Source organism: Nesterenkonia sp. Act20 (assembly GCF_019173455.1).
GTDB lineage: Bacteria > Actinomycetota > Actinomycetes > Actinomycetales > Micrococcaceae > Nesterenkonia.
The window spans coordinates 1,729,366-1,751,805 of the sequence record NZ_JADPQH010000001.1 but is presented as its reverse complement, the minus strand read 5'-3'; the positions used below and the strand labels follow the sequence as shown (position 1 = coordinate 1,751,805).

Annotated in this window: 25 protein-coding genes; 15 read left to right on the top strand and 10 right to left on the bottom strand. The window is 63.1% G+C overall.

The annotated features are described in order from the left end of the window. Positions 1 to 185: 185 nt before the first annotated feature. The 3 genes from IY716_RS08045 to IY716_RS08035 are packed head-to-tail and all read right to left on the bottom strand — an operon-like array spanning position 186 to position 3,111. Positions 186 to 1,457, bottom strand: a complete 1,272-nt coding sequence (locus IY716_RS08045) for a hypothetical protein (protein ID WP_218221027.1) — start codon at positions 1,455 to 1,457, stop codon at positions 186 to 188. Further along, entirely contained in the window at positions 1,454 to 2,326 is an 873-nt protein-coding gene (locus IY716_RS08040) for a cytochrome c biogenesis CcdA family protein (protein WP_218221026.1), read from the bottom strand. The genes IY716_RS08045 and IY716_RS08040 overlap by 4 nt, the downstream gene beginning before the upstream one ends. Beyond that, positions 2,326 to 3,111, bottom strand: coding sequence for a thioredoxin domain-containing protein (locus IY716_RS08035; protein ID WP_255316470.1), 786 nt, complete (start codon positions 3,109 to 3,111; stop codon positions 2,326 to 2,328). Before IY716_RS08035 ends, IY716_RS08040 begins: the two co-directional genes overlap by 1 nt. Before the next feature lie 110 nt (positions 3,112 to 3,221). Between IY716_RS08035 and IY716_RS08030 the strand changes: the two genes are divergently transcribed. From IY716_RS08030 to IY716_RS08015, 4 genes are read left to right on the top strand one after another with little or no spacing between them, the layout of a single operon-like run. Then, positions 3,222 to 3,821 carry a hypothetical protein gene (locus IY716_RS08030; RefSeq protein ID WP_218221024.1) on the top strand — a complete coding sequence of 200 codons (600 nt, stop codon included), beginning with the start codon at positions 3,222 to 3,224 and terminating at the stop codon, positions 3,819 to 3,821. Further along, on the top strand, positions 3,818 to 4,216 hold the full coding sequence (locus tag IY716_RS08025) for a BlaI/MecI/CopY family transcriptional regulator (protein ID WP_218221023.1): 399 nt from the start codon (positions 3,818 to 3,820) through the stop codon (positions 4,214 to 4,216). The genes IY716_RS08030 and IY716_RS08025 overlap by 4 nt, the downstream gene beginning before the upstream one ends. 5 nt (positions 4,217 to 4,221) lie before the next feature. Then, positions 4,222 to 5,208, top strand: coding sequence for a M56 family metallopeptidase (locus tag IY716_RS08020; RefSeq protein ID WP_255316685.1), 987 nt, complete (start codon positions 4,222 to 4,224; stop codon positions 5,206 to 5,208). A gap of 60 nt (positions 5,209 to 5,268) precedes the next feature. Next, positions 5,269 to 5,688, top strand: a complete 420-nt coding sequence (locus IY716_RS08015) for a DUF302 domain-containing protein (protein ID WP_218221021.1) — start codon at positions 5,269 to 5,271, stop codon at positions 5,686 to 5,688. A 65-nt stretch (positions 5,689 to 5,753) separates the two neighbouring features. Here IY716_RS08015 and IY716_RS08010 read toward each other — a convergent pair whose 3' ends face one another. Beyond that, complete coding sequence (locus IY716_RS08010; RefSeq protein ID WP_218221477.1) at positions 5,754 to 7,046, bottom strand: MFS transporter; 1,293 nt, start codon at positions 7,044 to 7,046, stop codon at positions 5,754 to 5,756. Between the two features lie 117 nt (positions 7,047 to 7,163). Between IY716_RS08010 and IY716_RS08005 the strand changes: the two genes are divergently transcribed. The 6 genes from IY716_RS08005 (at position 7,164) to IY716_RS07980 (ending at position 12,080) form a co-directional block, all read left to right on the top strand. Continuing rightward, a complete protein-coding gene (locus IY716_RS08005; protein WP_218221020.1) occupies positions 7,164 to 7,883 on the top strand; it encodes a metalloregulator ArsR/SmtB family transcription factor in 720 nt (239 codons plus the stop codon). A 263-nt stretch (positions 7,884 to 8,146) separates the two neighbouring features. After that, positions 8,147 to 9,538, top strand: a complete 1,392-nt coding sequence (locus IY716_RS08000) for a rhodanese-like domain-containing protein (RefSeq protein WP_218221019.1) — start codon at positions 8,147 to 8,149, stop codon at positions 9,536 to 9,538. An 88-nt stretch (positions 9,539 to 9,626) separates the two neighbouring features. After that, positions 9,627 to 10,295, top strand: a complete 669-nt coding sequence (locus tag IY716_RS07995; RefSeq protein WP_218221018.1) for a rhodanese-like domain-containing protein — start codon at positions 9,627 to 9,629, stop codon at positions 10,293 to 10,295. Continuing rightward, positions 10,292 to 11,242: a sulfite exporter TauE/SafE family protein gene (locus tag IY716_RS07990; protein ID WP_218221017.1), complete on the top strand. Its 951-nt coding sequence runs from the start codon at positions 10,292 to 10,294 to the stop codon at positions 11,240 to 11,242. The genes IY716_RS07995 and IY716_RS07990 overlap by 4 nt, the downstream gene beginning before the upstream one ends. Positions 11,243 to 11,347: 105 nt before the next feature. Continuing rightward, positions 11,348 to 11,626: a metal-sensitive transcriptional regulator gene (locus IY716_RS07985; RefSeq protein WP_218221476.1), complete on the top strand. Its 279-nt coding sequence runs from the start codon at positions 11,348 to 11,350 to the stop codon at positions 11,624 to 11,626. Between the two features lie 151 nt (positions 11,627 to 11,777). Beyond that, a complete protein-coding gene (locus IY716_RS07980) occupies positions 11,778 to 12,080 on the top strand; it encodes a rhodanese-like domain-containing protein (RefSeq protein ID WP_218221016.1) in 303 nt (100 codons plus the stop codon). Positions 12,081 to 12,515: 435 nt separating this feature from the next. On the opposite strand, the gene IY716_RS07975 is transcribed toward IY716_RS07980, so the two are convergent. The 3 genes from IY716_RS07975 to IY716_RS07965 all read right to left on the bottom strand — a co-directional run bounded on the left by IY716_RS07975 (position 12,516) and on the right by IY716_RS07965 (position 14,285). Then, positions 12,516 to 12,698, bottom strand: coding sequence for an alpha/beta fold hydrolase (locus IY716_RS07975; protein ID WP_218221015.1), 183 nt, complete (start codon positions 12,696 to 12,698; stop codon positions 12,516 to 12,518). Positions 12,699 to 13,002: 304 nt separating this feature from the next. After that, a complete protein-coding gene (locus IY716_RS07970) occupies positions 13,003 to 13,638 on the bottom strand; it encodes an alpha/beta fold hydrolase (protein ID WP_369699636.1) in 636 nt (211 codons plus the stop codon). A gap of 182 nt (positions 13,639 to 13,820) precedes the next feature. Further along, the gene (locus tag IY716_RS07965; RefSeq protein ID WP_218221013.1) at positions 13,821 to 14,285 is read right to left on the bottom strand and encodes a CBS domain-containing protein; all 465 of its coding nucleotides are present in this window, start codon (positions 14,283 to 14,285) and stop codon (positions 13,821 to 13,823) included. 457 nt (positions 14,286 to 14,742) lie between these two features. Between IY716_RS07965 and IY716_RS07960 the strand changes: the two genes are divergently transcribed. Beyond that, positions 14,743 to 15,261, top strand: a complete 519-nt coding sequence (locus IY716_RS07960; protein WP_218221012.1) for a DUF4383 domain-containing protein — start codon at positions 14,743 to 14,745, stop codon at positions 15,259 to 15,261. 174 nt (positions 15,262 to 15,435) lie between these two features. Beyond that, positions 15,436 to 15,879, top strand: coding sequence for a CBS domain-containing protein (locus IY716_RS07955; RefSeq protein ID WP_218221011.1), 444 nt, complete (start codon positions 15,436 to 15,438; stop codon positions 15,877 to 15,879). Between the two features lie 487 nt (positions 15,880 to 16,366). On the opposite strand, the gene IY716_RS07950 is transcribed toward IY716_RS07955, so the two are convergent. Then, positions 16,367 to 17,803, bottom strand: a complete 1,437-nt coding sequence (locus tag IY716_RS07950) for a sodium:solute symporter (RefSeq protein WP_218221010.1) — start codon at positions 17,801 to 17,803, stop codon at positions 16,367 to 16,369. 123 nt (positions 17,804 to 17,926) lie between these two features. Continuing rightward, positions 17,927 to 18,769: a MurR/RpiR family transcriptional regulator gene (locus tag IY716_RS07945; RefSeq protein WP_218221009.1), complete on the bottom strand. Its 843-nt coding sequence runs from the start codon at positions 18,767 to 18,769 to the stop codon at positions 17,927 to 17,929. Between the two features lie 84 nt (positions 18,770 to 18,853). Here IY716_RS07945 and IY716_RS07940 point away from each other — a divergent pair, with 84 nt between their 5' ends. Beyond that, entirely contained in the window at positions 18,854 to 20,077 is a 1,224-nt protein-coding gene (locus IY716_RS07940; RefSeq protein WP_218221008.1) for an amidohydrolase family protein, read from the top strand. Between the two features lie 124 nt (positions 20,078 to 20,201). On the opposite strand, the gene IY716_RS13780 is transcribed toward IY716_RS07940, so the two are convergent. Next, the gene (locus tag IY716_RS13780; RefSeq protein ID WP_369699635.1) at positions 20,202 to 20,516 is read right to left on the bottom strand and encodes an EcsC family protein; all 315 of its coding nucleotides are present in this window, start codon (positions 20,514 to 20,516) and stop codon (positions 20,202 to 20,204) included. 906 nt (positions 20,517 to 21,422) lie between these two features. Here IY716_RS13780 and IY716_RS07930 point away from each other — a divergent pair. Further along, the gene (locus IY716_RS07930) at positions 21,423 to 21,725 is read left to right on the top strand and encodes a transposase (protein WP_218221007.1); all 303 of its coding nucleotides are present in this window, start codon (positions 21,423 to 21,425) and stop codon (positions 21,723 to 21,725) included. Then, a complete protein-coding gene (locus tag IY716_RS07925; RefSeq protein ID WP_218221006.1) occupies positions 21,722 to 22,108 on the top strand; it encodes an IS3 family transposase in 387 nt (128 codons plus the stop codon). The genes IY716_RS07930 and IY716_RS07925 overlap by 4 nt, the downstream gene beginning before the upstream one ends. Positions 22,109 to 22,440 lie beyond the last annotated feature (332 nt).

The window sequence follows — 22,440 nt, the reverse complement described above, 5'->3', positions numbered from 1 at the left end:
AGTCACGGGGCTCCGCCGCTTGCAGCCGGGCGAGATTCAGCGCCGCGAACAGACCGCCATTATGGCTGTGAATCACAGGAGTGACCCGTCCTGACCAAACACCTTCAGAGTCGGCGTAGCGGCCTTCCCACAAATCTCCCGGGCTCAGCCTCATCGACAGCGCCCCTCTTTTGCCAGTCGATCTTTCAGGGTTGCCCCCCGAGCGGGTCGTTCTGGTCTTCATAGTCTTCGGCGGCTCGTGGCTGGTCAGTGACCAGCAACAGCTCCGACCCGGTATCGACGACAGTTGCGGCTCCTTCAGTAAAGGCCAGTGGGACCGCGGTTTCTCCGTCTTCGAGGGGATCATAGACACGCGCCTCGTTGCCGGTCACAGTGTTGTAGATGCCAAGGTCTTTCCCCTCAGTCAGGACGTAAGCCATGACCCCGCCGGCACTGAGGAGCTGAGGCTCCTGGTCGAAATCGGTAGACCAGAGCTCCTCGCCGCTGGGGTCGAGCCCGATCAGTGTCTCGTCGCGGACGGCGACCCATGTCTGGGCCATGATGTCGAACATCGCATCATCGAGGTCAGACTCCAGAAGCTTTCCTTCGTTGAGGTCCCAGAGACCGTAGCCGTCCTCTGGTGAACCGATCAACGCGCTGCCCGGTGGCAGTCGACTTGTCGCAGGACTTACTACTGGCTCCGAGTCGAGGTCGGCCGCCCCATCATCGGCAGGTACCCGCCATTGATCGCCGGCACTGCCGCTGGCAGAGGCAGCAAGATCTCCATCGTCGGTGACCACGACTGTGCCGTAGAACTCCCCGACAACATCGGCTCCGTCGCCGACGCGTTCCCCGGTCTGCGCATCCAGTGCGACGCGCTGGCCGGTGTCCCCGAGTGGTTCATCACCACGTTCCGCGAACACTAGGCCCGGACCCTGATGCGGTCCTGGGACCTCCACGGGCCCCCACACCTCTTCCCCGGTGTGTAGGTCATAGGCTGTCGCGGTGGTGGTCCCCAGCGTTTCAGCCGACTGGCCTGGTTCGGTGAGATCTGTCAGCACAGCCAGAGAGCGGTCGCCGGCGCTGGTCAGGGCAAAGCCTGAGCAGCTCAGCGGACGCTCCGCGGTCCACAGCACGGTCCCGTCGGCGGCCACGGCGCTGAAGACCAGACGTCCGTCTTGTTCTCCTGGAGCGAGGAACACGTCATCGTGGACCTGCGGGGGCGTATCCCACTGGGGATCCACGCTGACCAGGTCCGTCAGATGAACGGGGAGGTGGACGTCATCGAGCTCAGCGTCTTTGGCTGCGGACTCGACACGGACCGGATCGGGGTCCACCGAGACGGAAGCCGGCGCCGCCTCCTCTTGCGAGGTGGGCTCCTGCGCCTGCTCGGTGGCACACGCTCCCAGGCTCAGCGCGAGGACGCTAATAAGCGCGGTTATCCGGGCACGACGAGGGGCATATGGGCTCGAACTCATCGCAGAGTCTCCTTCTGGGGGGATTCAGTGCGGTCCTGGGTGCGCCCGGCGCGGCGATGGTTCATGATCCAGACAAGAAGGACCGCCCCAGAGATCACAAGGATCAAGACAGTGTCGGCGACTGGTCCAGAGACTGTGGAGCTCATCGCTTGCAGCCACCCCTGGGTCTCACTGGGGACCAGGGAGGGGGCAGTCACCAGGCCGTTGGTCGTCCAGAACAACACGCCGACCCCGGTGATCAGGGCGCCTGCGATGACTGAGGTGGTGTGGAGCTGGCGACCCAGAACGGTGAACCCGCGTCCTCTGATGAACCTCATCGACCGGTCGCCGATGCGTCCCCACAGTGCGGCGAGAATGATCAAGGGCACGACCATCCCAGCGCCGTAGACCCCCAGCATCAGCCCGGCTTGGAGGATGCTTCCCTGAGCCACCGCCAGGGTGAGGATCGCTCCCAGGATCGGTCCTGCGCAGAAGCCGGCCACGCCGCTGGCCGCGCCGAGCAGAAAAGTGCGCACCAGGCCCTTTCTGGTGTGTGCTTGCTGCTGCAGCCGCTGAGTCCCGGGCAGGGCTTTGGAGAAGTCGAACCCCAGGCCGAGCATCTGGGCCAGTCCGAGGAGGATGAGTATCACTGATGTGCCCATGATCAACGCCTGGCGATGATCGATGAACAAGGTGCCGACCGCACCCAGGCCCAGCCCCAGGGGGACAAGTGTGAGCACCAGTCCCAGGTAGAAGATGCTCCCGTGGACCAGCAGCTTCAGCCGAGCCCCGATGGTCGAGGCGAAGAACGCCGGCAACAACAACGCGCTGCACGGGCTCAACAGCGCCAGCATTCCGCCGAGGAAGGCGGTGACCAGACTGATCTCCATCAGCGGTCCTGGGCCAAGGCGTCATCCACTGCGGAGACGAAGACCTCAGTGGGCTGGGCACCGATAATCGGTTCTCCCGCCACGATGAATGCTGGAGTGGAATAGGCCCCGATGTCCAGGCCCTCCTGAGCGTTGGCCTCGACCTGCTCGGCGACCTCCGGGGAGTCCATGTCCTTCTCGAACTCTGCGGTGTCGAGACCCACCTGCTCAGCCAGGTCCACCAGTCCGTCCTCGGTGAGGTCAGACTCGGGCAGAGTCTCACCACCGTCAAAGAGTAGCCCCTGGTACTCCATGAATTTGTCCTGCATCGCCGCGGCGTAGGTGGCTCGGGCGGCTCGTTCGGAGGCTTCGCCGAAGACATTGACATCACGCCACTCGATGCGCAGCTCTCCTGCCTCGACGTATTCCATCATCGTAGGCAGCGTCTGGTCATGCCAGGCGGCGCAGAAGGGACACTGCGCGTCGCTGAACATCACGATCGCCACCGGGGCGTCTACAGGACCGACTGCCAGAGGGTCCTCGGAGTCTCGGCGTTCGATGTCGCTCATGTCCTGCTGCTGCGGCTCGGCGCCGCCCTCGGGCACCGCGACCGGCCCCTCTGGCTGGACACCTTCGTCAGGGGACTCCTGCTCCACGGCGGTCTGCGTCGAGTCAGCAGCGTCGTCGCCGGTGTTTTGCCAGACGACGAAGGCGATCAGAGCAGCGGCAACGATGATGACGATCACCGGAAAAATCGGGGAGAACCTCGTGACAGGTTTCTCTCGCGTGGAGGTGGCGTCAGACATCATGGGGAACCTTTCACAGAAGAACAACTCACAGCGGAACAACGATCACCCATAGTAACTATGCCGCATAGTAACTATGCAAGTTAGTTGGCGTGCGGCATAGTGGACCCATGGCTTCTCTCTCCTTGAAACGTGGCACCTGGCGGGCCTCGACGGTGCTTGCTGTGCAGGCTCTGCGCTCGTGGACTCCTCGACAGATTCTCGTGGCGGCCGTGGCGAGCCTGGTCGTCGGTGTGGTTGTGGGGGTCGCCACGGTCTTGATTCCCAATTCCTTCTTCGCCCGGGACATCCCACCGGTGTGGTGGAACTATCCGGTGTGGATCCTGACCTCGGTGCTCAGCGGCATGCTTCTGGCGACCTATGTGCGGTCTTCGACCCCGGACCCGGTGGGCTCAAGGAGTCCATCCAGTCCAGAAGACTCCGGCGCGGCCCTCACCACTGAAGAAGGAATCTCCTCGTCTGAGGAGCGACGCAGCAGCCGCTTCGGGATGATCGGTATGGTGCTGGCCTGGTTCGCCGTGGGCTGTCCGGTGTGCAACAAGATCGCGCTGATCGCTCTCGGATACTCTGGAGCCATCACCTACTTCACGCCCCTGCAGCCGATCCTCGCTCTGGGCGCCATGGTGCTCACCGGCGTCGCGCTGATCTGGAGACTCAAGGGTCAGGTCGCCTGCGCTGTGCGACCCCGGAAGGAGCTGGTCACCGCATGAATGAGAAACCACAGCACGAAGCATCTGCCGGGCGGCTCGGCCCTCTGGAGCAGAAGGTCATGGACCTGATCTGGGATCACTCGGGATGTACCGTGCGAGAAGTCATGGATCACCTCCCCAGTCGACCCGCCTACACCACCATCGCCACGGTGATGGGAAATCTCGAGCGCAAAGGCCTGGTCTCACCGAACCGCGAGGGGCGCGGGGTGCGCTACCTGCCGCAGCGCTCCCGCGAGGAACACGCCGCAGGCCTGATGCGCCAGGCATTGGGGGTCAGCCGAGACCGGACCGCCTCGATCCTCCACTTCGTCGACACCATGCCCGATGATGAGCGGGACCTCCTGCGCGCCTATCTCTCCGGGGCAAATTCCCAAGACTTCCAGGGCTCACCGTGAACCCGATGGTGCTCTCCGGGCTGATGGTCTTTGCTGTGCTGGCCACGGCAGTCATCGGACGCCCGCTGATCCGCGCTGCCGCACCCGCCTTGATCCGCTTTCCGCGATTCGCGGTGCTGGGCCTGGGACTGAGTCTGGTGCTCTGGCTGGCGTCGGTGATGGCCGCAGGCCTGTTTTTGGCCTGGTCGCTGACGGGCCCCAGTCCGCTGCCGGCCCCAGTGGCCGAGGTCTGCCAGCGCTGCTTAGAAGCATCGAACCCCTTCTCCGCGGGTTTCGCGACGCAGACCGTCGTCCCCGCTGCCGCGTTCCTCTTCGCTCCGGCAGCGGCGGTGCTGCTCGTGCTCGGTCTGGGTGGAAGGGCGGCGTGGAAACGACAGGCCCAGCTGCGTGAGACCTGCCGTTCGCTGCTGCCGGTGGGTCACCGGCGCATCATCGACGGCCATCAGGTCACCGTGATCGATGATCCACACCGTTCGGCCTTCGCGCTGGGCCGGGACCGTTGGGGCATCGTGGTCTCCACCGGCCTGCTGGCGGGGCTGGGTGATCAGGAGCTGCGCGCTGTGCTCGCCCATGAAGCAACACACCTGCGCGAACGCCACCACCTGGTCCTGGACTTCATCGGAAGCATCACCAGGCCCCTGCGCTGGGTGCCCTTCGCCGCCGCAATCGCTGACGCGGTGCCGCACTATCTGGAAGTCTCGGCCGATAATGCCGCCCAACGCCGCGCGGGCACCCGCTCCCTCGCCTCTGCCCTCCTGGCCATGGGGGAGGCCAGCAGTGCACAGCGCACCGCCAGCGACCAGCCAGGCCCTTCGCGCATGATGCTGGCGGCCGGACCAGAGCGCGTGCGACAGCTGATCTCACCGGTGAATCCGCGCCGGGGACTCCTGGGAGCCGCCGCGATCACCGCGATCATGGCGGTGCTGATCGTCACCAGCGTCACCGCCCACGGTGCGGCACTGGCCGCCCTCGCCTCCGGGTGCGTCATCTGAGAACCTGAACCCAGCCGGCCCTCTCCGGGTCCGGTGAACCGTGAGTCGAAGGAGTACCCCATGAGCTACACCCACACCATCACCGTCCCGATGACCTATGACCAGGCGGTGGAGGCCACTCGCGCGGCGCTGGCCGAGCAGGGTTTCGGTATCCTCACCGAGATCGACGTCAAAGCCACCTTCACCACAAAGCTCGGGGCCGACGCCGGGGACGCCGTGGGTGACTACATCATCCTCGGCGCGTGCAACCCCACGCTGGCAAGCAAGGCCCTCGCGGCAGAACCTGAGCTCGGCGCGCTGCTGCCCTGCAACGTGGTCGTGCGCCGTGGTGCGACCGAGGATCACGCCACTATCGACGCGATTGACCCGCAGACGATGGTTCAGCTCAGCGGGGCCCCCGCGGTTCGAGAGGTCGCTGAGGACGCAGAACAGCGGCTGCGTGCGGCGTTGAATGCTCTCAGCGGTACCGCGCAGGAGTAACCGCAGGACTGAGTGCAGGGCCGGGTGAGATGTCCTCCATGGTGGACGTGTGTACTGAGGGCGCCTCAGCTCGTTGGTGTCCTCTGGTGAGTCTCATACATTCGCGCGGCCACCACTAGAGCGGATATCGCGCTCACGACTGCTGCGGCCCAGACTGCGGCAGAAAGGTCCAGCGCATCAGCCACGACACCACCCAGCACCGCGCCTGCCGCGTAGCCGAGATCACGCCAGACCCGGTAGACACCGACGGCTCGACCACGCCAGGCGGGGTGGGCGACATCGCCCACCACGGCCAGCAGGGTCGGATAGACCATCGCGGTGCCTGCCCCGAGTAGCACCGTGCCGGTGGCCCAGTGGGTGAACCCATCACCCGAAGCGATCACCATCAAGGCCATGGCCTGGGTGGCCATCCCGGCGGTGATCAGGTGCTTGCGACCGATGCGATCCGAGAGCGCTCCAGTGACCAGCTGTCCCGCTCCCCACACCCCCGGATAGAGGGCGAAAAGAACCGAGACCTGGCTGAGCGTGAGGTCAGCGGTGGCGAAGAGCAGCGGAAAGAGGCCCCAAGACAGGCCGAAGTTGAGGTTGTTGACCAAACCGGCCTGACTCGCCGCAGACAGAGCAGGCTCCTTCAGGCTCGTCTGGATCGTGACCTGTCGGTTGGTGAGATCCGCGTGGAGGTGATCATGGATCCCATCTCGTCGGGGCAGGTGCTGGGCGGCCTCTAACTGGGCGTGCCCGCGCGTCTCGCGCACGAACGCTCCGGAGAGCAGCAGTGCCAGCGCCGTATAGGCCAAGCCCAACAGGAAGGGTGCCGGGCGCAGCCCGTACTGCTCGGCAAGATACCCAGCCAGCAGAGAGGTCACAGCGACCGCGCCATATCCAGCGGCTTCGTTCAGTCCCATGGCCAGGCCACGTTTGGCAGGCCCCACCAGGTCGATCTTCATCACCACAGTGGTCGACCAGGTGAGCCCCTGATTGATGCCTAGAAGCACATTCGCCGCGACGACCCAGCCCCAGTTTGGAGCGAAGATGAGCATCAGCGGGACCGGCACGGCAAAGAGCCACCCGATCAGCAGGACCGGCTTGCGCCCGTACTTATCGGACAGGGTCCCGGCGAAGTAATTGGCGATGGCCTTGGTGATTCCGAAGGCCGCAACATAGGTGAAGATGAAGCTGTAGCCGGTGAGCTCGAACTCCGATTCCGCCAGCAGCGGCAGCACCGTCTGCTGCTGGCCCACCATGCCTCCGACCAGCGCATTGACCGCAACCAGGAGAGTGAACTGAGCAAGGTTGGCGCGCAGTCCCAGCCTCAAGAACCGGCCGCCCGAGCCGCCGTCAGTCCCTCGTCCTGGCATGTCCATGGTGCTCCGTTCTCCGATAGTCGCCAGAGAGGCGACAGCATATAGTCCAGTATTCCAAAGAAGTCTAGAATAGTGGATGTCGCGTTATGTCGGAGATGACTGGGGGAGCAAATGGGTGACCGGGAGAAGAAGACGGTGCTGTTCGAGCAGGTCGCGCGAGTGGGAAAAGCTCTGGGCAGCGGCAAGCGTCTGGAGCTTCTGGACTTACTCGCCCAGGGTGAGCGCAGCGTGGAGCATCTTGCCGCGGCGGCTCAGCTGGGGGTGAGCACAACCTCGGCACACCTGCAGGTGCTCAGGCAGGCTGGACTGGTCAACGCCCGCCGCGAGGGCACGTGGGTCCATTACGGACTGGCGGGACTCGACGTGTACCGCCTCTTTGAGCAGTTGCGCAATGTCGCCGGAGACCGTGTCGCTGACGTAGGCCGCGCCCGCGAGGACTATCTCGACAGCGGACGACCCGCAGCCATTCCCCCGACTCAGGAGGTCAGCCGCGACGAGCTCCTCACCCGGGTGGGCGCAGGAGATGTCACGGTGCTCGATGTGCGACCCGTCGAGGAATACGCGGCGGCGCACATCCCCGGGGCGATCTCCATCCCGGTGGAAGAGCTTCCACGACGCATCGACGAACTGCCCTCAGGCCAACAGGTGGTCGCCTACTGCCGTGGCGCCTACTGCGTCCTCGCCTATGAAGCAGTAGCCCTTCTCCACGCCGCAGGACGAGACGCCCTACGGCTTCATGAGGGAATGTTGGAGTGGCGCGTGCATGAACTTCCCGTCGAATCCGGCACCACTGCCACTGCCACTGCCATCGCTGCCGACCCGGCCAGGTAAACGGTCTCGTCGACGGGGAAAGTGGCGTCCGGGCTTCGTTCGGCAGCTGAACACGGGTGATGCCCGGGCCCACGTCTGCACCCCCACTGTCAGGCGGGCTCGAGCGCGCCTGGTGGTCCTTGGCCGGGGCTGGCGCCGCGTCGCATGGGCCTCGGCTGTGGGTGGTTCTCCAACCTCACCTTGCATACCCCCAGGGGTATATGCGACAGTAGTGACATACCCCCCGGGGTATCCAATGACTTTCAAGGAAGGGGAGCGATCACATGCTTCTGGAACGGATCTACGACGAGGACCTGGCCCAGGCCAGCTACTTCATCGGCTGCCAGGCCACCGGCGAGGGCATGGTCATCGACGCCCGCCGCGACGTCGGCGAGTACTTCGACCTCGCCGCCCGCCACGGCATGCGCATCACCAAGGTCGCCGAGACCCATATCCACGCTGACTACCTCTCCGGCACCCGCGAGCTGGCGACTGCCGCAGACGCCGAGGCCTTCATCTCCGGCGAAGGCGGCGAGGACTGGCAGTACGGCTTCGACGCCACCCGGCTCACCCACGGTGACACCATCAAGCTTGGCAACATCACCATCGAAGCCCGCCACACTCCCGGTCACACCCCGGAGCACCTGATCTTCCTGGTGACCGACGGTGCCTTCAGCGAGGACGCCGGCTACATGATCTCCGGAGACTTCGTCTTCGCCGGAGACCTGGGCCGCCCGGACCTCCTCGATGAGGCCGCCGGGGGAGAGGACACCCGCTTCGAAGGTGCCAAGCAGCTCTACGCCAGCCTGAAGAACGAGTTCCTCACCTTGCCCGATCACATCCTGGTCTACCCCGGCCACGGCGCCGGCAGCGCCTGCGGCAAGGCCCTGGGCGCGCTGCCTGCCACCACGGTCGGCTACGAGCGGGCCAACGCCTGGTGGTCCAAGCACCTCGCCGCCGATGACGAGCAGGGCTTCATCGACGAGCTCCTCGACGGCCAGCCGGATGCCCACGCCTACTTTGGCCGGATGAAGCGGGAGAACAAGGACGGCCCCGCCGTGCTGGGCCCGCTGAACCCGCTGGAGGCATTTACCTCGGACCAGGTGCGCAGCGCCCTGGAGGAGGACCGGGCGATCTTCGTGGACACCCGCGCCAATGACGAGGTCAAGCAGGGCACCGTGCTCGGTGCGCTGAACATCCCGGCCGGCGGCAAGTTCGCCAGCTTCGGCGCCTGGGCCTACGACCCCGAGACCCAGCAGCAGCCCCTGATCCTGCTCGCCGCAGATCAGGACCAGGCCGAGGACATGCGGAACCACCTGATGCGGGTCGGCATTGACGCGGTCAAGGGCTTCACGATCAGCCTGGCTGATCTGCCGCAGACACAGCCGGCCACGATCACCCCGGAAGAGCTCGAAGACTTTGAGCCTGCCCTGCTGCTGGATGTCCGCAACAAGTCCGAGCACTCGGAAGGCCACATCCCAGGGTCGAAGCAGCTCAGCGCCGGCCGGGTGCTCTGGCACCAGGACCAGCTTCCCGCCAGCGGTCCAATCGTGACCTACTGCCAGTCCGGGGTCCGGAACTCCGTGGCGGCCAGTGCGCTGCGCCGGCAGGGCCACGACGTCCGTGAACTCGTCGGCAGCTACGCCGGCTGGTCGGAATACAAGCACTCCAGCTAAGACCCACGCTGAAACCCCGGCGGGCACCTCGGGAATCCGAGGTGCCCGCCGGCACCCCCATCAGTTTTCGAGAGGAACGTCCCGCTTCATGGCTACCACCACCACAACCCCCGCTCCTGACACCAGCGCCCCGACGACGACGGCGCCCGCGTCACCGATGAGTCCCACCGAACTCGCGGAGAAGCTGCGCTCACAGAACGCCCCGCTGCTGGTCGACGTGCGCACACCTGCGGAGCACGAGTCGCTGCGGGTCCCCGGGTCCCACAACGTCCCGCTGGACCTGCTGCAGAAGAACAAGGAGACCCTGGCCGAGCAGTTCACCGGGGAGATCGTGCTGATCTGCCAGACCGGCAACCGCGCCAACCAGGCCCTGCAGCACCTGCGCGCCGCAGGAGTGGACACCGCACGGGTGCTCGAGGGCGGCGTCGTCGCGATGGAAGCCCAGCACAGCCAGCACACCCAACGTGGTCAGCAGCGCTGGGCCATGGACCGCCAGGTCCGCATGGTCGCCGGCTCCCTGGTCCTCACCGGATTCTTAGGCAGCAAGCTGATCTCCCCGAAGGTCGGCTACCTGGCCGGAGCGATCGGCGCCGGACTGACCTTCTCCGCGCTGACCGACTCCTGCGCGATGGCCGCAGCGCTGAACAAGATGCCCTGGAACAAGGTCGAAGCTGACCCCACAGTGGAGAAGCTGCTGGCCGAGATCCCCCGCTCCACCGCGATCCAGGCAGCTCAGACTCCGGCGCCGCGGGGATGAGCGGCGGCCTGATTCTGGCGATGGTCCTCGCCGTCGGGATCGGGCTCTCACTGGGCCTGCTCGGCGGCGGAGGCACCATCCTCGCCGTGCCCCTGCTGACCTACGTGGCAGGGTTCCCTGCCCATGAGGCCATCGCCGCGTCGATGTTCATCATCGGAGTCACCTCCCTGGTCAGCGTGATCCCCCACGCCAGGCGCGGGAACGTGCAGTGGCGCACCGGATTCATCTTCGGCGCCGCCGCGATGGCAGGAGCCTTCGGTGGCGGATTGATAGGAACTCAGTTGCCCAGTGTGGTGCTCATGGTGGCCTTCGGGATCATGATGGTCGCCACCGCGCTGGCCATGATCCTGGACCGCCGGGCCGCGTCTGTCGGCGGGCCGAAGAAGAAGCTGCCCTTGGGCAAGATCATCCTCGAAGGACTCGTGGTCGGGCTGGTGACCGGCGTGGTCGGCGCCGGAGGAGGATTCCTGGTCGTTCCGGCGCTTGTGTTGCTGGGCGGGCTCTCGATGCCCGCCGCGGTGGGCACCTCGCTGCTGATCATCTCGATGAAGTCCTTCACCGGACTCGCGGGGTACCTGACTGACGTGAGCATCGACTGGGGGCCAGTGCTGATGATCACCGCGATCACCGTGATCGGCGCACTGATCGGCTCCGCACTGGGCAAACATGTCCCCGAGAAGGCACTGAAGAAGGTCTTCGGGTACCTGGTGTTGGCCATGGGCATTGTGGTGTTCCTTCAGGAGCTTCCGCTGGCCTACGGGGCGGGCGCCGCAGCGCTGATTCTCGCACTGCTGGGATTCCTTCTCTACCGCCGCAGAGCAGTCCGCCGCGCCACGGCAGAGCACGAACCTCGCTCAGAACCGGTGACCACAGGATCCTCGGTCAGCACCCCAGACGAGCCGACGAGACGGCGAGATCTACACCGCGGGACCAAGGGAACCGGATAGATCTGAACGAACCGGCGCAAGCCACCGACCAGGCGCGGAACACGCCGGTCCGGATGAGCGCCTGGGCGATCAACACACCACATCGCGACAAACAGAGAGATCATGATGAGAGAAGCCGACGCAGAGAACCGACGCCGCATCGTCAACCGGCTCAAGAGAGCCCGCGGCCAGCTGGACTCGGTGATCAACGCCGTGGAGAACGGCGGAAGCTGCCGCGATGTCGTCACCCAGCTCTCGGCGGTCTCCACCGCCCTGGACCGCGCCGGGTTCAGCGTGGTCTCCTCGGCGATGCAGTTCTGCATCACCGAACCAGAGCGCGCGGCCGAAATCGAAGACGGACTCACAGTAGATGAGCTGGAGAAACTCTTCCTTTCCCTTTCCTGATCGACTCAGATCGCTCGCCGGGCCCACCGTGGTGTTGCCGCATACTCGACGACATCGCCGAGCTGTTCGGTCCGGTGAGGCCCGATCACGACTCGTCTCAGTGTGATGCCCTGAGTCGCTATCCATAGAACCAAGGCTAAGGAGTCTAACTATGCAGGAAGTTTCGCCCGCAGCGACTGTCAATCGACTGGACGCTGTGCAGATCGTTGATGTTCGAGAGGACAACGAAGTAGCCGCCGGGATGATTCCTGGTGCTGTCCACATCCCTCTCGGAGAGTTGAGCACACGGTTGGCTGAACTCGATTCGGCACGTGAGACGATCACCGTCTGCCGGAGCGGGAGGCGCAGTCTCGATGCCGCTCAGGTACTGACCGACGAAGGCTTCAACGTTGCCAGCATGCGAGGCGGGATGAATCAATGGTCCGCAGAGAATCACCCGGTCACCGCTCCCTGACTGGCAAAGAATCCTGGTTGGCCTGACACCGAGCGTCCTCACGGGTGTGATCTGTCCTGAGAGGGAGTGTGCACCGAGCCTGGGTTCGGTCTTGGTCACAGGGGTACCTGCCATATGACCGCAACACTGTCTCGCACGCTTTCATCCCATATGGAGGTTCCGGCTCTTCGACGGTCGCAGTATTAGAGCTGCGGGACCGGGAGTTCTCCGTGGATCTCAGCACTTCCATGACCGCACGCTGAGGGGCGTCTTGCGTGCATTCGTCTTCCAGTTGAGGACTCGGTGCACGCTGAGGGATCTTCTAGCGTGCGACCGTGGAAACGACGATTCCCGGAATCCCCGACATGGCAAGGTCCCCTGAACCGGGCGGCCTGGTGAGCCCTCAGTGTTTCAGGACTCGACGGGCCCGTAGCGACATGAGACCCGAGGAAGGACCTACGCCTGAAGATGTTCGAAGATGGCAACTGAGACTTTTTCTGGTGAATCTTCCGTGGGGATGTGCTTGCCAGCTACTTCAATGAGGTCGCTGGCGGGGAGCTCACGGACGTAGCGTCGCGCGAATTCGATCTTCTGGAACTCGTTGTCGCGTCCCCACACCAGCCGGGTCGGCACGGCCATCGCCATCCAGGACCCTGAGCGGGTCGAGTCCTGCCAGGGGAAAGGTAATCGGCGAGCTCTTCCTCGGTCAGCTCCCGGCTCACGGCCCGCCGTGTCGCCTCACGGAGTCCCTCCTGCAGTTGCTCGACGGTCACCGACTTGCGCATTCAGCTTATGAATCTCGCAGAAGCCCTACTCTGCGCGTCCCCGTTGACTGCAATGCAGGGAGACTGTCCCGCTGGGGAGATTCCGAGCCACTCTGGAGAGACTCGGCTGACCTTCTCGGTGCGAGGAGCAACCCAGCCCCGCAGTGCCGTTCTGGGGGTCATGTCGATCGCGCTGACCGGCTCAGTTGTTCTGCAAATTGCCGGGGCGCGCTGCGGTTACTCTCGTGAGTCCCACGCTGGAGCTTCACCCGTTCACTATGGGGGACCAGTTGCGCGATGTCGACAGTCGGCCTGTAGTGGACGCGGTCTTTGCGGCCCACCAACACCAGGACTGGGCTGGTGATCTTGGTGAGGTCTCCCCGGAGGTCCAGTGTCAGGTAGGCCTCGAGGATGCTGGCTACCTTCTTCGGCTCTAGTTTCCGGCCGGTGCGGAACTCGATATATCGGTGGATCAGTCGGCGTCTGCGCAGCAACATCCGGCTGGGCCATCCGCGCGGATTCATCTGAGGCGCCGCGAGCACATAGTGGTGATCACGGCCAGATGTGTACGTGGCCGCGTGCTTGGCGGCGATCACCGCACCGGAGGAGAGCCCACAGATGACAGCATCTGCCTCTCCGATATGGCTGTCCAGTTCCTGTGCGGCGCGCGACCAGGAAAACTGATCGCCCTCGAACCCCAGCGTCAGCATGTCGATCGCCGTCACCGGGACATCCTGAGGCAGGTGCGTCAGGACTTTGTCCCAGTGGCTCATATTTTGGGCCAGTCCTTGAATCAGATATACACGTCGAGGCACACGCCTCACCTTATGGGACTTCAGGCGCACTGTTCTGCGGGACTGGTCTGCGGTGAAAGATGGGGTCGTCTACCACGGTTCGGGCTGGACTGCCTCTAGACATCATGATGATGGGTGTAGCAGAAGCGTCGGCGTGAGCGGGCCGTGTGGTCGCTTCGATCCGCGGACCCGTGGAGTGGGTGCTAACCGTGGCTGGGCTGGAGGTTCTCGTGTCGGGCATGGCGGGCCAGCTGGTCCAAGGCGGCGGGCCAGTATTGCGCGCACCATTGAAAAACCTCGGTCGGCCGCAGCACACCGAGGGCTTCACGGCCCTCGAGAACCAGAAGAGGGCGAATCTCGGTGTGACTGAACAGTTCGACCACCTCAGCCATCGTCACGTCGGCCTGGAGCGTGGGATGAGGGTGGACTGCGCAGGCACACCGTCGGGAGGCCCACTTCTCAGGTCTGGCGAGTTGCAGTTCGGCGATATCTCGTTCGGTGATGATCCCGATGGCGTGGTCGGAGAGGTTCGTGATCACCACATAATCGAGGCCCACCTCTCGCAGCAGTCGGTCAGCGCTGTCCAGGGAGCGAGTTTCACAGAGAGTCGACCCTAGGGGCTGGATCAGGTCACGTGCTTGTGTCGCCGGTGTGTCGCGGGGTGCCATGGTGCTCACCTCATCAGTTGTATTAACCCGTGGACTTACTGAGGACGTCTGACCTGGTGCAGTGGAGCCAAACCTGGTCGTGGTGACCGGTTGGGGCGTGTGGTTGAGGGCCTTCAGAGTACGCCGAGCCCTGGTGTGGTTGTCTACCCCTCGAGCCTCGAGCCGAGCAGAGGCGGCCTTCTGCACGGCGTTCAGATCACCACAGGTGTCGCCTCTGCCGTGCCCGACCAAGGGTCTGAGGTGTTGCGGGAGATGCGGCGCCGGGTGCCTCGCGGGGGACGCCCCAGCCAGGGGGGCTGAAAGCTTCCCCCAGGGTCGGCACACGAAATGCGGGACCTGAATTGAATATTGAAACATCAGTGCACTAATGAGGCCTATCGCGTGGATTCCCGCCAGATGTAGAGTCAACATGTAGGTCCTTTTGGTTCCCACTGGAATGTTCAGGGAAGGAAGAATCATGACTGCCTCCTCCGCCCGCTCGACTGGCTACAGATCACCTCGTCGGACCCCGGTGCAAATCGTCGCTGCGATCTACGGGGTCGTTTTCCTCATCGTGGGGGTCTTGGGGTTCATCCCCGGGGTGACCACCGGCTATGAGACGTTGCAGTTCGCGGGACATCACTCTGAAGCGATGCTTCTGGGGATCTTTCAAGTCTCGATCCTGCATAACATCGTGCACCTGCTCTACGGCGTCGTGGGGTTGGTCTTGGCGCGGTCTAGTACCTCGGCGCGGCTCTACCTGCTCTTCGGCGGCATCGTGTACCTGATCCTGTGGGTGTACGGGTTGGTCATTGACAAGGACTCTGCCGTGAACTTCGTTCCTCTGAACACGGCTGATGACTGGCTGCACCTGGTGTTGGGCGTCACGATGGTCGCATTGTCATTCCTGCCAGGGAGAAAGAAGCACACCGGGGTCGATGACACGGCCCTTGATGACCCGGCACGTGATGACCCTGAGCTGGGCCGCCGTCGGTAATACCACCAGCGAGAGACTCCGCCCTCAGCGTGTAGTAGGTCGATGACGCTAGCCCCCAACTCGCCTCGGAAGCGCGAAATCTCTGCGCGAGAAGTCGCTGTGGAGGGACGTGGCATGCGAGCGAACAGTGCTGGGCCGTGTCTGGGTTCTCACCGCGACTGAGAGGAGCATGCAATGACGACGGTGCGCGAGATCATGACCGAAGGTGCCCAGTGCCTGGGTGAGCACCAGAGCCTTGAAGAGGCAGCACAGAAGTTGAAGGATCTGGAAGTGGGTGCGTTGCCCATCTGTCTGCGTGATGGCCGGGTCATAGGTCTTCTCACTGAGCGGCATATTGTCCGCAAATGCGTCGCGATCGGCACCGACCCCAGCCATGTCACGGCAGGAGAGATCGGTGAGGACGAACCGGTGACCATCGCAGCTGATGAACCCGTCGAAGGTGCCATCGAGATGATGAGCACTCACCAGGTCAGCCTCCTGCCGGTGGTAGAGCGTCACACGCTGGTAGGGATGCTCAGCGAGGCTGACATTGCACGGTCAATGCCGGGGCAGCGCTTCGGTGAGCTTGTCGAGGAGGAACCGACGTGGTTACGCCAAATCCCGGAACCGCCCGATTAGCGATCGGCTCCTGTGCGTACTTTTTAGATTCTTGTGCTGCCGGGTTGTTGGCTCCAGGGAGTGCCCAGGCGACGACCACGGCGCATTCAAGAAAGCTCTCTAGTGTTGTAAGTACCTCTTGAAGGTGCGAGTGATTCAGTAGACCCCGCGTTCGGAAACAGTGTTCCCTCACACTCCGACCGCGGGGTCTACGCGTGCCTGGAGTAACGCGCGCGATCTTGGCGCCAGGACCGGGGGCAGCATCCCCCAGCGCCCACTAGGACATCCCTCCTCGAACGTTCTTCCACGCCAAATGGTGCAGAGGCGTCTCGCAACTGAGGACGAGTGCACGGATCCTGCGAGACACTGTTGCGAGACGCTTGGAGAACTCGTCCGCTGCGGGATTCCGTGAATCTCCATCCGGGGCAGAAGTGTCTCGTCCGCTGCCTCGCGACCTAAGGGTTATGAGACGGGTGGAAGCGTTAGTACCGCTGGACTTCCCTCGTATTTAGACCACGGAAGTCTCTCGCTCCACGGCGGTGCTGTCTTCAAGTGCCGGGGCAGGTTTGGTGGCGAGAGAGACGACGACCAGCATCACGAGTGCCACCGGGAAGGCGACGACGACGGAGTTGACTCCCTCGCCGAAAACTTCCCAAAGGACCGTCACCACACCGCCGGTGAGCATCGATGCTGTGGCGCCGGCTGCGCTGACTCGCTTCCAGAAGAGCGCTGCGAGTACTGCGGGAGTCACTGCTGCGCCATACATGGTGTAGGCGTACATTTGCAGGTCCAACAGGGTGGGGAAGAACTGGACGAGGATATAGGCGCAGATCGCAATCACGGTCACCGCCAGCCGAGCCGTGAGCACCTGTCTGCCCGGGGTCGAAGCATCCGCGCGGGCCGTATTGCGGAAGACCAGGTCATAGACGATGTTCCCCGAGCAGGTAAGTAGATATGACGAACCGGTGGTCACGATCAGCGCTAGTGCAGTCACGAGGATGACCGCGCCGACCAATTCGGGGGTGAATCCGCCGGCGGCGAGTCCCAGTACCGCCATGTCGGGTTCAGACTCGGGGTTCACGATTGTGGCGGAGGAGGCCAGCAAGATGATGGGGATGATCATCATCAGACCTCCAGCAAAGAACAGGAAGGCGGCGCGCTGAGCCGTCCGGGGGCTTTTCGCCGCCGAGAGCCGCTGATGCATGTTCTGATCACCCAGGCAGAGCAGAAACAACGGCAGGAAGTAACCCAGCATCTGAATCGGCGTCAGCGGCCCGGTGAAGGTGCTCAACGTCGGGTCAAGGCGGTCCACGTAGCTGCCGAAGCCCCCGAGGTCCTGGACGAAGACGTACCCGACAGCGATTACCAGACCGATGATGATGACGATTGCGGAGATAAAATCTGTCCAAGCCACGGACTTCAGCCCCCCGGCAAGGGCGAGGAACGTAATCAACAGCACTGCCACGATGGCGCCCTGCGTCTGGCTCAGGGGTGTAATGAGGCTGAAGATGTAGCCGGCACCGGTGAACTGTGTGGCGGCGATCCCCATGAACGCGATCAGAACAATGACGGTCCCGATGATCCCGGTGTTCTTGCCGAAGCGTGTGCGCAACAGCTGAGGAACAGTGTGGAACGACTTGCGGCGAATCTTCTTTGCCAGGAAGCCAAGAGTTAGGGCCCCGAGCAGCGTGCCGAGGAAGAAGAAGATTCCGGGCAGCGGTCCGTTCTGGAACACGAAGCTGGCACCACCGATGATGGACCCGGAACCGACGAACGTGGTGAGCATAGTTCCCGCGAGGACCCAGGCAGGCAGAGACTGCCCGGCGAGGACGAAGTCCGTTCCGGTTTTGATCTTGGCGCGCTTTCCCAGCCACGCTGCGAAGGCCACCATGAGTAGCAGATAACAGATGAGAACGACGATGTTGGTCACGGTGCGGTACTCCATCCAAGGGGCGAGTGTGACGTGGAACTCACCTATACTGACGTTCCACAGACAGCATTGCAACATCTATTGCATTGCCGCCGTGTTTCGCCCGTTCACTTTTGATTGGAGCCTCGACCGCACGGATTACTCCACGACGACTCCGACCCGGTTCCACATCTCATCTGCCTCACGCAGATTGGCCTCTGCTCCGGCTCTGTCCCGTTCGGCGACTCCCATCAGTAATGCCTGGATCACTGAGGTAGCGGGAATGGTGGATGGCAGGTACCGCGAGGATTCGCTGGGCACCGTGATCGCTACTTCTGCGCGCTGCGCCACCGTTGTCGAGCGATCCACGATCGCTAGCAGCGGCACCCCACGCTCCGCGGCCAGCAAAGCCAGTTGATTCACTGCCTCTGTGGTCTTCCAGATGTTGAACGTGATCACGAGGTCCTCAGCTCGGAGCTGCCGCACCGCTGTCATCTGCGCGGAGACCGCGCCCGTCTGAAGGGACAGGTCATAACCGAGGAGCTGAGCTCCATGAACCAGTTGCGCCGCGGGGCCCGCGTAGATTCCAGTCGCCAGCACGACAGCTCGCCGGGACCTTCCGATGAGTTCGGCTCCGGCGTTGATCAGACTCTCGTCGAGAGTCTCGCTGAGTAATTCCAGCGCCCGCACGTCTTCCATGATCGACGCGAGCCCCTGTACTCCAGAGCTGGAGGCACTGAGAATCCTGTCTGCAGTAAGTGTGGCGAGATAGCGCCCGCGGTAGTCGAGGATCAGGTCCGGCCACCCCGAGAAGCCGAGGAACTGTGCCGTTCTGGTCACGGTGCCGATATTGACTCGGGCGACTGTGGCCAGCTGTTGCGTGGTGGCGAAGGCGCACAGCTCAGGGTCTGCTCGAAGGACCGCCACCACCCGGGCCAGCGCGGGCGAGGGGCTGCGGCCGTCGACCAGCTTGTCGACCCAAGTTGAGACACTGTGGCCCATGCGTTGCAAAGTCCTTTGCGTATCGTTATGTTGTCGTCACCGCGCTAAACGATCAGCGGTGCCGGATTCCAGAAAGGCTGTTGGATGAAACTCGACCATTCCCACCGTGCGATTACCAACGTGCGGCTGCTTGATCCTGAGACAGAGGCGATTTCTGAACCGACCACGCTGCGGATTGCTCACGATCGTATCGCTTCGATCGGTGGGCCGGCCGAGGACGAGGCCTTGGATGCCGGTGGACGCATTGCGATGCCCGGTCTCATCGACTGCCACGTTCATGTGCTGGCGAACACTGCGAATCTCGGACAGCTTGGCGAGGAATCTCCGTCATATCTGGCGGCTACGGCTATCAACTCCATGCAGGACGCCTTGCGTCGTGGTTTCACTGCCTTGCGTGATACCGGCGGGGCTGATTTCGGTCTGGCCCGTGCTGCTGAGGAAGAGCTCTTTACGGCGCCTCGGCTTTTCTATGGGGGCAAGGCGATCTCTCAGACCGGTGGTCATGCGGACATGCGTGGGCCCGGTAGTTCAGTTATGGATACTCACCAGTGTTGTTCGCACATTGGCGTGGTGTGCGACGGTGTCTCAGAGGTACGCCGAGCCGCGCGGCATCAGCTGCGCACGGGCGCTGATCACATCAAGCTCATGCTTTCTGGGGGAGTTGCGTCCCCCACGGACCGAGTGGACTCCACCCAGTTCGCCGATGATGAGATCCGAGCGGCAGTAGAAGAAGCAGAGGCTGCGAACAGGTACGTTCTCGGGCACGCCTACACAGCCAAGGCCATCAACCGGGGCCTTCGACTTGGTGTGCGGTCGATCGAGCACGGCAACCTCCTCGACGAAGAAAGTGTGCGACTGTTCCGTGAGTTTGAGGCCTTCCTGGTGCCGACCCTCGTCACTTACGAGCGTCTGCAAGCGGACGGTGCGGAGAACGGGCTTCCCCGGGAGAGCCAGGACAAGGTGGAGAGCGTGCTTCATGCCGGGCTGCAGGCTCTGCGGCTTGCCGACGAAGGTGGAGTGAACATCGCTTACGGGTCTGATCTCTTAGGTGGTATGCGAGGTTGGCAGAGCCACGAATTTAACATTCGTGCCCAGGTTCAGACACCTGGATCTATCTTACGATCCGCGACGACTACGGCTGCGAAGCTGCTCCGTAGGGAAGGTGAACTGGGTGTGCTTGCCGAAGGCGCCTTCGCGGACCTGCTGCTTCTTGAGCGGAATCCGCTCGAGGACATTACCGTGCTCAGCGCGCCGGAGACCGGAATCGGTCAGGTGTTCAGCCGGGGTGGACTTGTGATCGACCACTGAGCGATATTCATCTCGAGGGAGTTAGTCCTAATAGCCCATAGCTGAGAAGTGCTCCCGACTGATTTCAGTGTGTTCGATGAGATGGCAGCGCGGGCCGACAATTACTGAGACCCCTCAGCTTGAGTTAGCAAATATCTGGCCCGCCGGCCTCGAGGACTTCGCTAAGTACGCCAATTGCTTCGTCGTCAGCGTGGGTATCTGCATCTGCATCGGCACCTGGGAATGGTAGGGATGCGTCTTCGTCACGGAGGTGCGGGTACTTCTCGAGAAGAAAGCGCTGCCGGTAGGCGATATCGGCAGCGTCGACGACCCCTTCGAAGATCGCCCAGTTGAACGTGCCGCCAACAATGATTCCAGCTGCAGGCACGACCTTGACCATGGACTGCTTGGTGAAACGGTTGCCGAATGCTTTCGCGAATTGCTCCGAGGCCAGCGACACAACTGATCTATCCAAGACGGCCCAGGTTCTACCTCGGACGAGTGCCTGGGTGAGGCGCGAGATGTCATGCTCCGAAAAATACGCGGCTGGCGCTGTGGTGATCCTGCCATTGAGCAGGCCCGGACGACGCGTGAGAAGTCCACCTCGCCGGCCGGCTTCCACAAGTAGGGGGTTCTGTCGTTGAGGCGGGATAATCCGCGGTCAGCGGTGATCGTGCCGTCCCTGAGAACCAGCCGGGCACTTGGCAATCCGCTGATCCAGACGGTATGTCTCGTTGAGACCCAGATAGTCATGCTCTGATCGCGGGCATATCGATCGGTGCGTTCTTGGCCTTCCGCGATGGTAATCCCCGCCAACTGGATTTCGAACGCCACGCGCCGTCCCGAGGGGGCCGTACCGAGTACATCGGCGCGCCACCCGCCGGAATCATCCACATTTGGTGTGGCCTCGACGGTTGCTTCGAATCCTGCGTCTCGAATCATCAGGGCGATGCGGTGCTTGAGATCGCGGTGTGCGGGGGATTCCCTTTCCATGGTGCAAGTCTCCGGTCTGCGCAGGTGGGCGAAGACCCATAGGCCGTTTCGAGACACTTTGGCGAGCATGATTCCGTCACAGTCCCTGCAATGAGGACGGCAGGGGCAGGGGCCCGGTATATGGATTGTCACACCTCGTCAGTGCAGGCTGCGGAGTCGAGGAGGGCCTTTTCGGGGGATATCGCGGTGAGTGGCAACGAAGGCGACCTATCGGGCTCGCTGCGTCATCGACGTGCGCTCATGACCCGTCGTTCCATGTTCCATCAGTTCGCCATTGGGGCAGCCACTGAGTCGGTCCGGTATGAACGTCGATCGGGTCTGCTGACGGTTCTGTTGACTTCCTGACTGCTAAGAAGGCAGAGAGAATAGTCCCATGCCGAAGATCTACTCCGAGGAGTTCAAGGCCTCCGCACTGGAGCTGCTCGATTCCGGGATGACACAGAAACAGGTCTGCGAAGACCTGGGCATCTCGAAGTCAGCCCTGCCAATGTGGGTGAGCAAGAATCGAGCACATCACCACGGTGTCGAGCCTGCTGAGGATGCTGCTGGCCAAGCAGACCAGTCGAAGGTGCTCACACGTATCCGCGAACTCGAACAAGAAAACGAGATCCTGCGTCGAGCCACCGCGTATCTGTCCCAGGCGAACTTGAAGGTCGGGCAGGCCCGCGCAAAATGATGTTCCCGCTGGTCCGTGAGCTTGCCGCCGCCGGAATCCCGGTAGCGGTGGCCTGTCGGGTGTTGGGCTTCTCGAAGCAGGCGTTCTATCAGTGGGCGGCGAACCCCGTCTCGGAGCGTGATTGGCAGGAGGCCGAGCTGCTCAATGCCGCCTATGACATCCACGCCGATGACCCCGAGTTCGGGCACCGGTTCATCGCTGATGAGCTCCGCGCGGCCGGGCCTCGTGTCTCGGAGCGCCGGGCCTGGAGGCTGTGTTCTCAGCAACGGATCTTCTCGGCCACAATCCGCAGAGCCAGACGGATGAACAAGAAGCCAGGCCCTCCGGTCTGTGATGATCGGGTCCAGCGGAACTTCACAGCGACTGCGCCGAATCAGCTGTGACTTACCGATATCACGGAGCATCACATCGAGGAAGGCAAGATCTACGCCTGCGTGGTGAAGGATGTGTTCTCTCGGCTCGTGTGCGGTATGAACGCGTCCATCACACGCAGCGGCGCCCTACATCCTGGTCGCTTCAGACGAGACGACCAGAACATCGGCGTGGTACTGGAGCTCAGGGGGCCCTCCACGCTTTTGTCCATGTCAGGGACCGCGATCTCTGCTTGGACGACGGACTCGAAACCTCAGGACTGTCACTTGTTTCCCGAGCACTTGGCCAAAATGGGGGATGCCACCCGCTGCCCCGAATAGTGTTCGTCCTGACGAGATCCCTC

Coding starts and splice junctions, on each gene's coding strand:
- IY716_RS08015 (WP_218221021.1), top strand. CDS start 5,269: ATGAGCTACACCCACACCATCACCGTCCCGATGACCTATGACCAGGCG.
- IY716_RS08040 (WP_218221026.1), bottom strand. CDS start 2,326: ATGGAGATCAGTCTGGTCACCGCCTTCCTCGGCGGAATGCTGGCGCTG.
- IY716_RS07985 (WP_218221476.1), top strand. CDS start 11,348: ATGAGAGAAGCCGACGCAGAGAACCGACGCCGCATCGTCAACCGGCTC.
- IY716_RS07930 (WP_218221007.1), top strand. CDS start 21,423: ATGCCGAAGATCTACTCCGAGGAGTTCAAGGCCTCCGCACTGGAGCTG.
- IY716_RS08005 (WP_218221020.1), top strand. CDS start 7,164: ATGGGTGACCGGGAGAAGAAGACGGTGCTGTTCGAGCAGGTCGCGCGA.
- IY716_RS07965 (WP_218221013.1), bottom strand. CDS start 14,285: ATGGCACCCCGCGACACACCGGCGACACAAGCACGTGACCTGATCCAG.
- IY716_RS07950 (WP_218221010.1), bottom strand. CDS start 17,803: ATGGAGTACCGCACCGTGACCAACATCGTCGTTCTCATCTGTTATCTG.
- IY716_RS08045 (WP_218221027.1), bottom strand. CDS start 1,457: ATGAGTTCGAGCCCATATGCCCCTCGTCGTGCCCGGATAACCGCGCTT.
- IY716_RS07940 (WP_218221008.1), top strand. CDS start 18,854: ATGAAACTCGACCATTCCCACCGTGCGATTACCAACGTGCGGCTGCTT.
- IY716_RS08000 (WP_218221019.1), top strand. CDS start 8,147: ATGCTTCTGGAACGGATCTACGACGAGGACCTGGCCCAGGCCAGCTAC.
- IY716_RS07925 (WP_218221006.1), top strand. CDS start 21,722: ATGATGTTCCCGCTGGTCCGTGAGCTTGCCGCCGCCGGAATCCCGGTA.
- IY716_RS07990 (WP_218221017.1), top strand. CDS start 10,292: ATGAGCGGCGGCCTGATTCTGGCGATGGTCCTCGCCGTCGGGATCGGG.
- IY716_RS07960 (WP_218221012.1), top strand. CDS start 14,743: ATGACTGCCTCCTCCGCCCGCTCGACTGGCTACAGATCACCTCGTCGG.
- IY716_RS08010 (WP_218221477.1), bottom strand. CDS start 7,046: ATGCCAGGACGAGGGACTGACGGCGGCTCGGGCGGCCGGTTCTTGAGG.
- IY716_RS08035 (WP_255316470.1), bottom strand. CDS start 3,111: ATGTCTGACGCCACCTCCACGCGAGAGAAACCTGTCACGAGGTTCTCC.
- IY716_RS07955 (WP_218221011.1), top strand. CDS start 15,436: ATGACGACGGTGCGCGAGATCATGACCGAAGGTGCCCAGTGCCTGGGT.
- IY716_RS08030 (WP_218221024.1), top strand. CDS start 3,222: ATGGCTTCTCTCTCCTTGAAACGTGGCACCTGGCGGGCCTCGACGGTG.
- IY716_RS07975 (WP_218221015.1), bottom strand. CDS start 12,698: ATGGCCGTGCCGACCCGGCTGGTGTGGGGACGCGACAACGAGTTCCAG.
- IY716_RS07980 (WP_218221016.1), top strand. CDS start 11,778: ATGCAGGAAGTTTCGCCCGCAGCGACTGTCAATCGACTGGACGCTGTG.
- IY716_RS08025 (WP_218221023.1), top strand. CDS start 3,818: ATGAATGAGAAACCACAGCACGAAGCATCTGCCGGGCGGCTCGGCCCT.
- IY716_RS08020 (WP_255316685.1), top strand. CDS start 4,222: ATGGTGCTCTCCGGGCTGATGGTCTTTGCTGTGCTGGCCACGGCAGTC.
- IY716_RS07945 (WP_218221009.1), bottom strand. CDS start 18,769: ATGGGCCACAGTGTCTCAACTTGGGTCGACAAGCTGGTCGACGGCCGC.
- IY716_RS07995 (WP_218221018.1), top strand. CDS start 9,627: ATGGCTACCACCACCACAACCCCCGCTCCTGACACCAGCGCCCCGACG.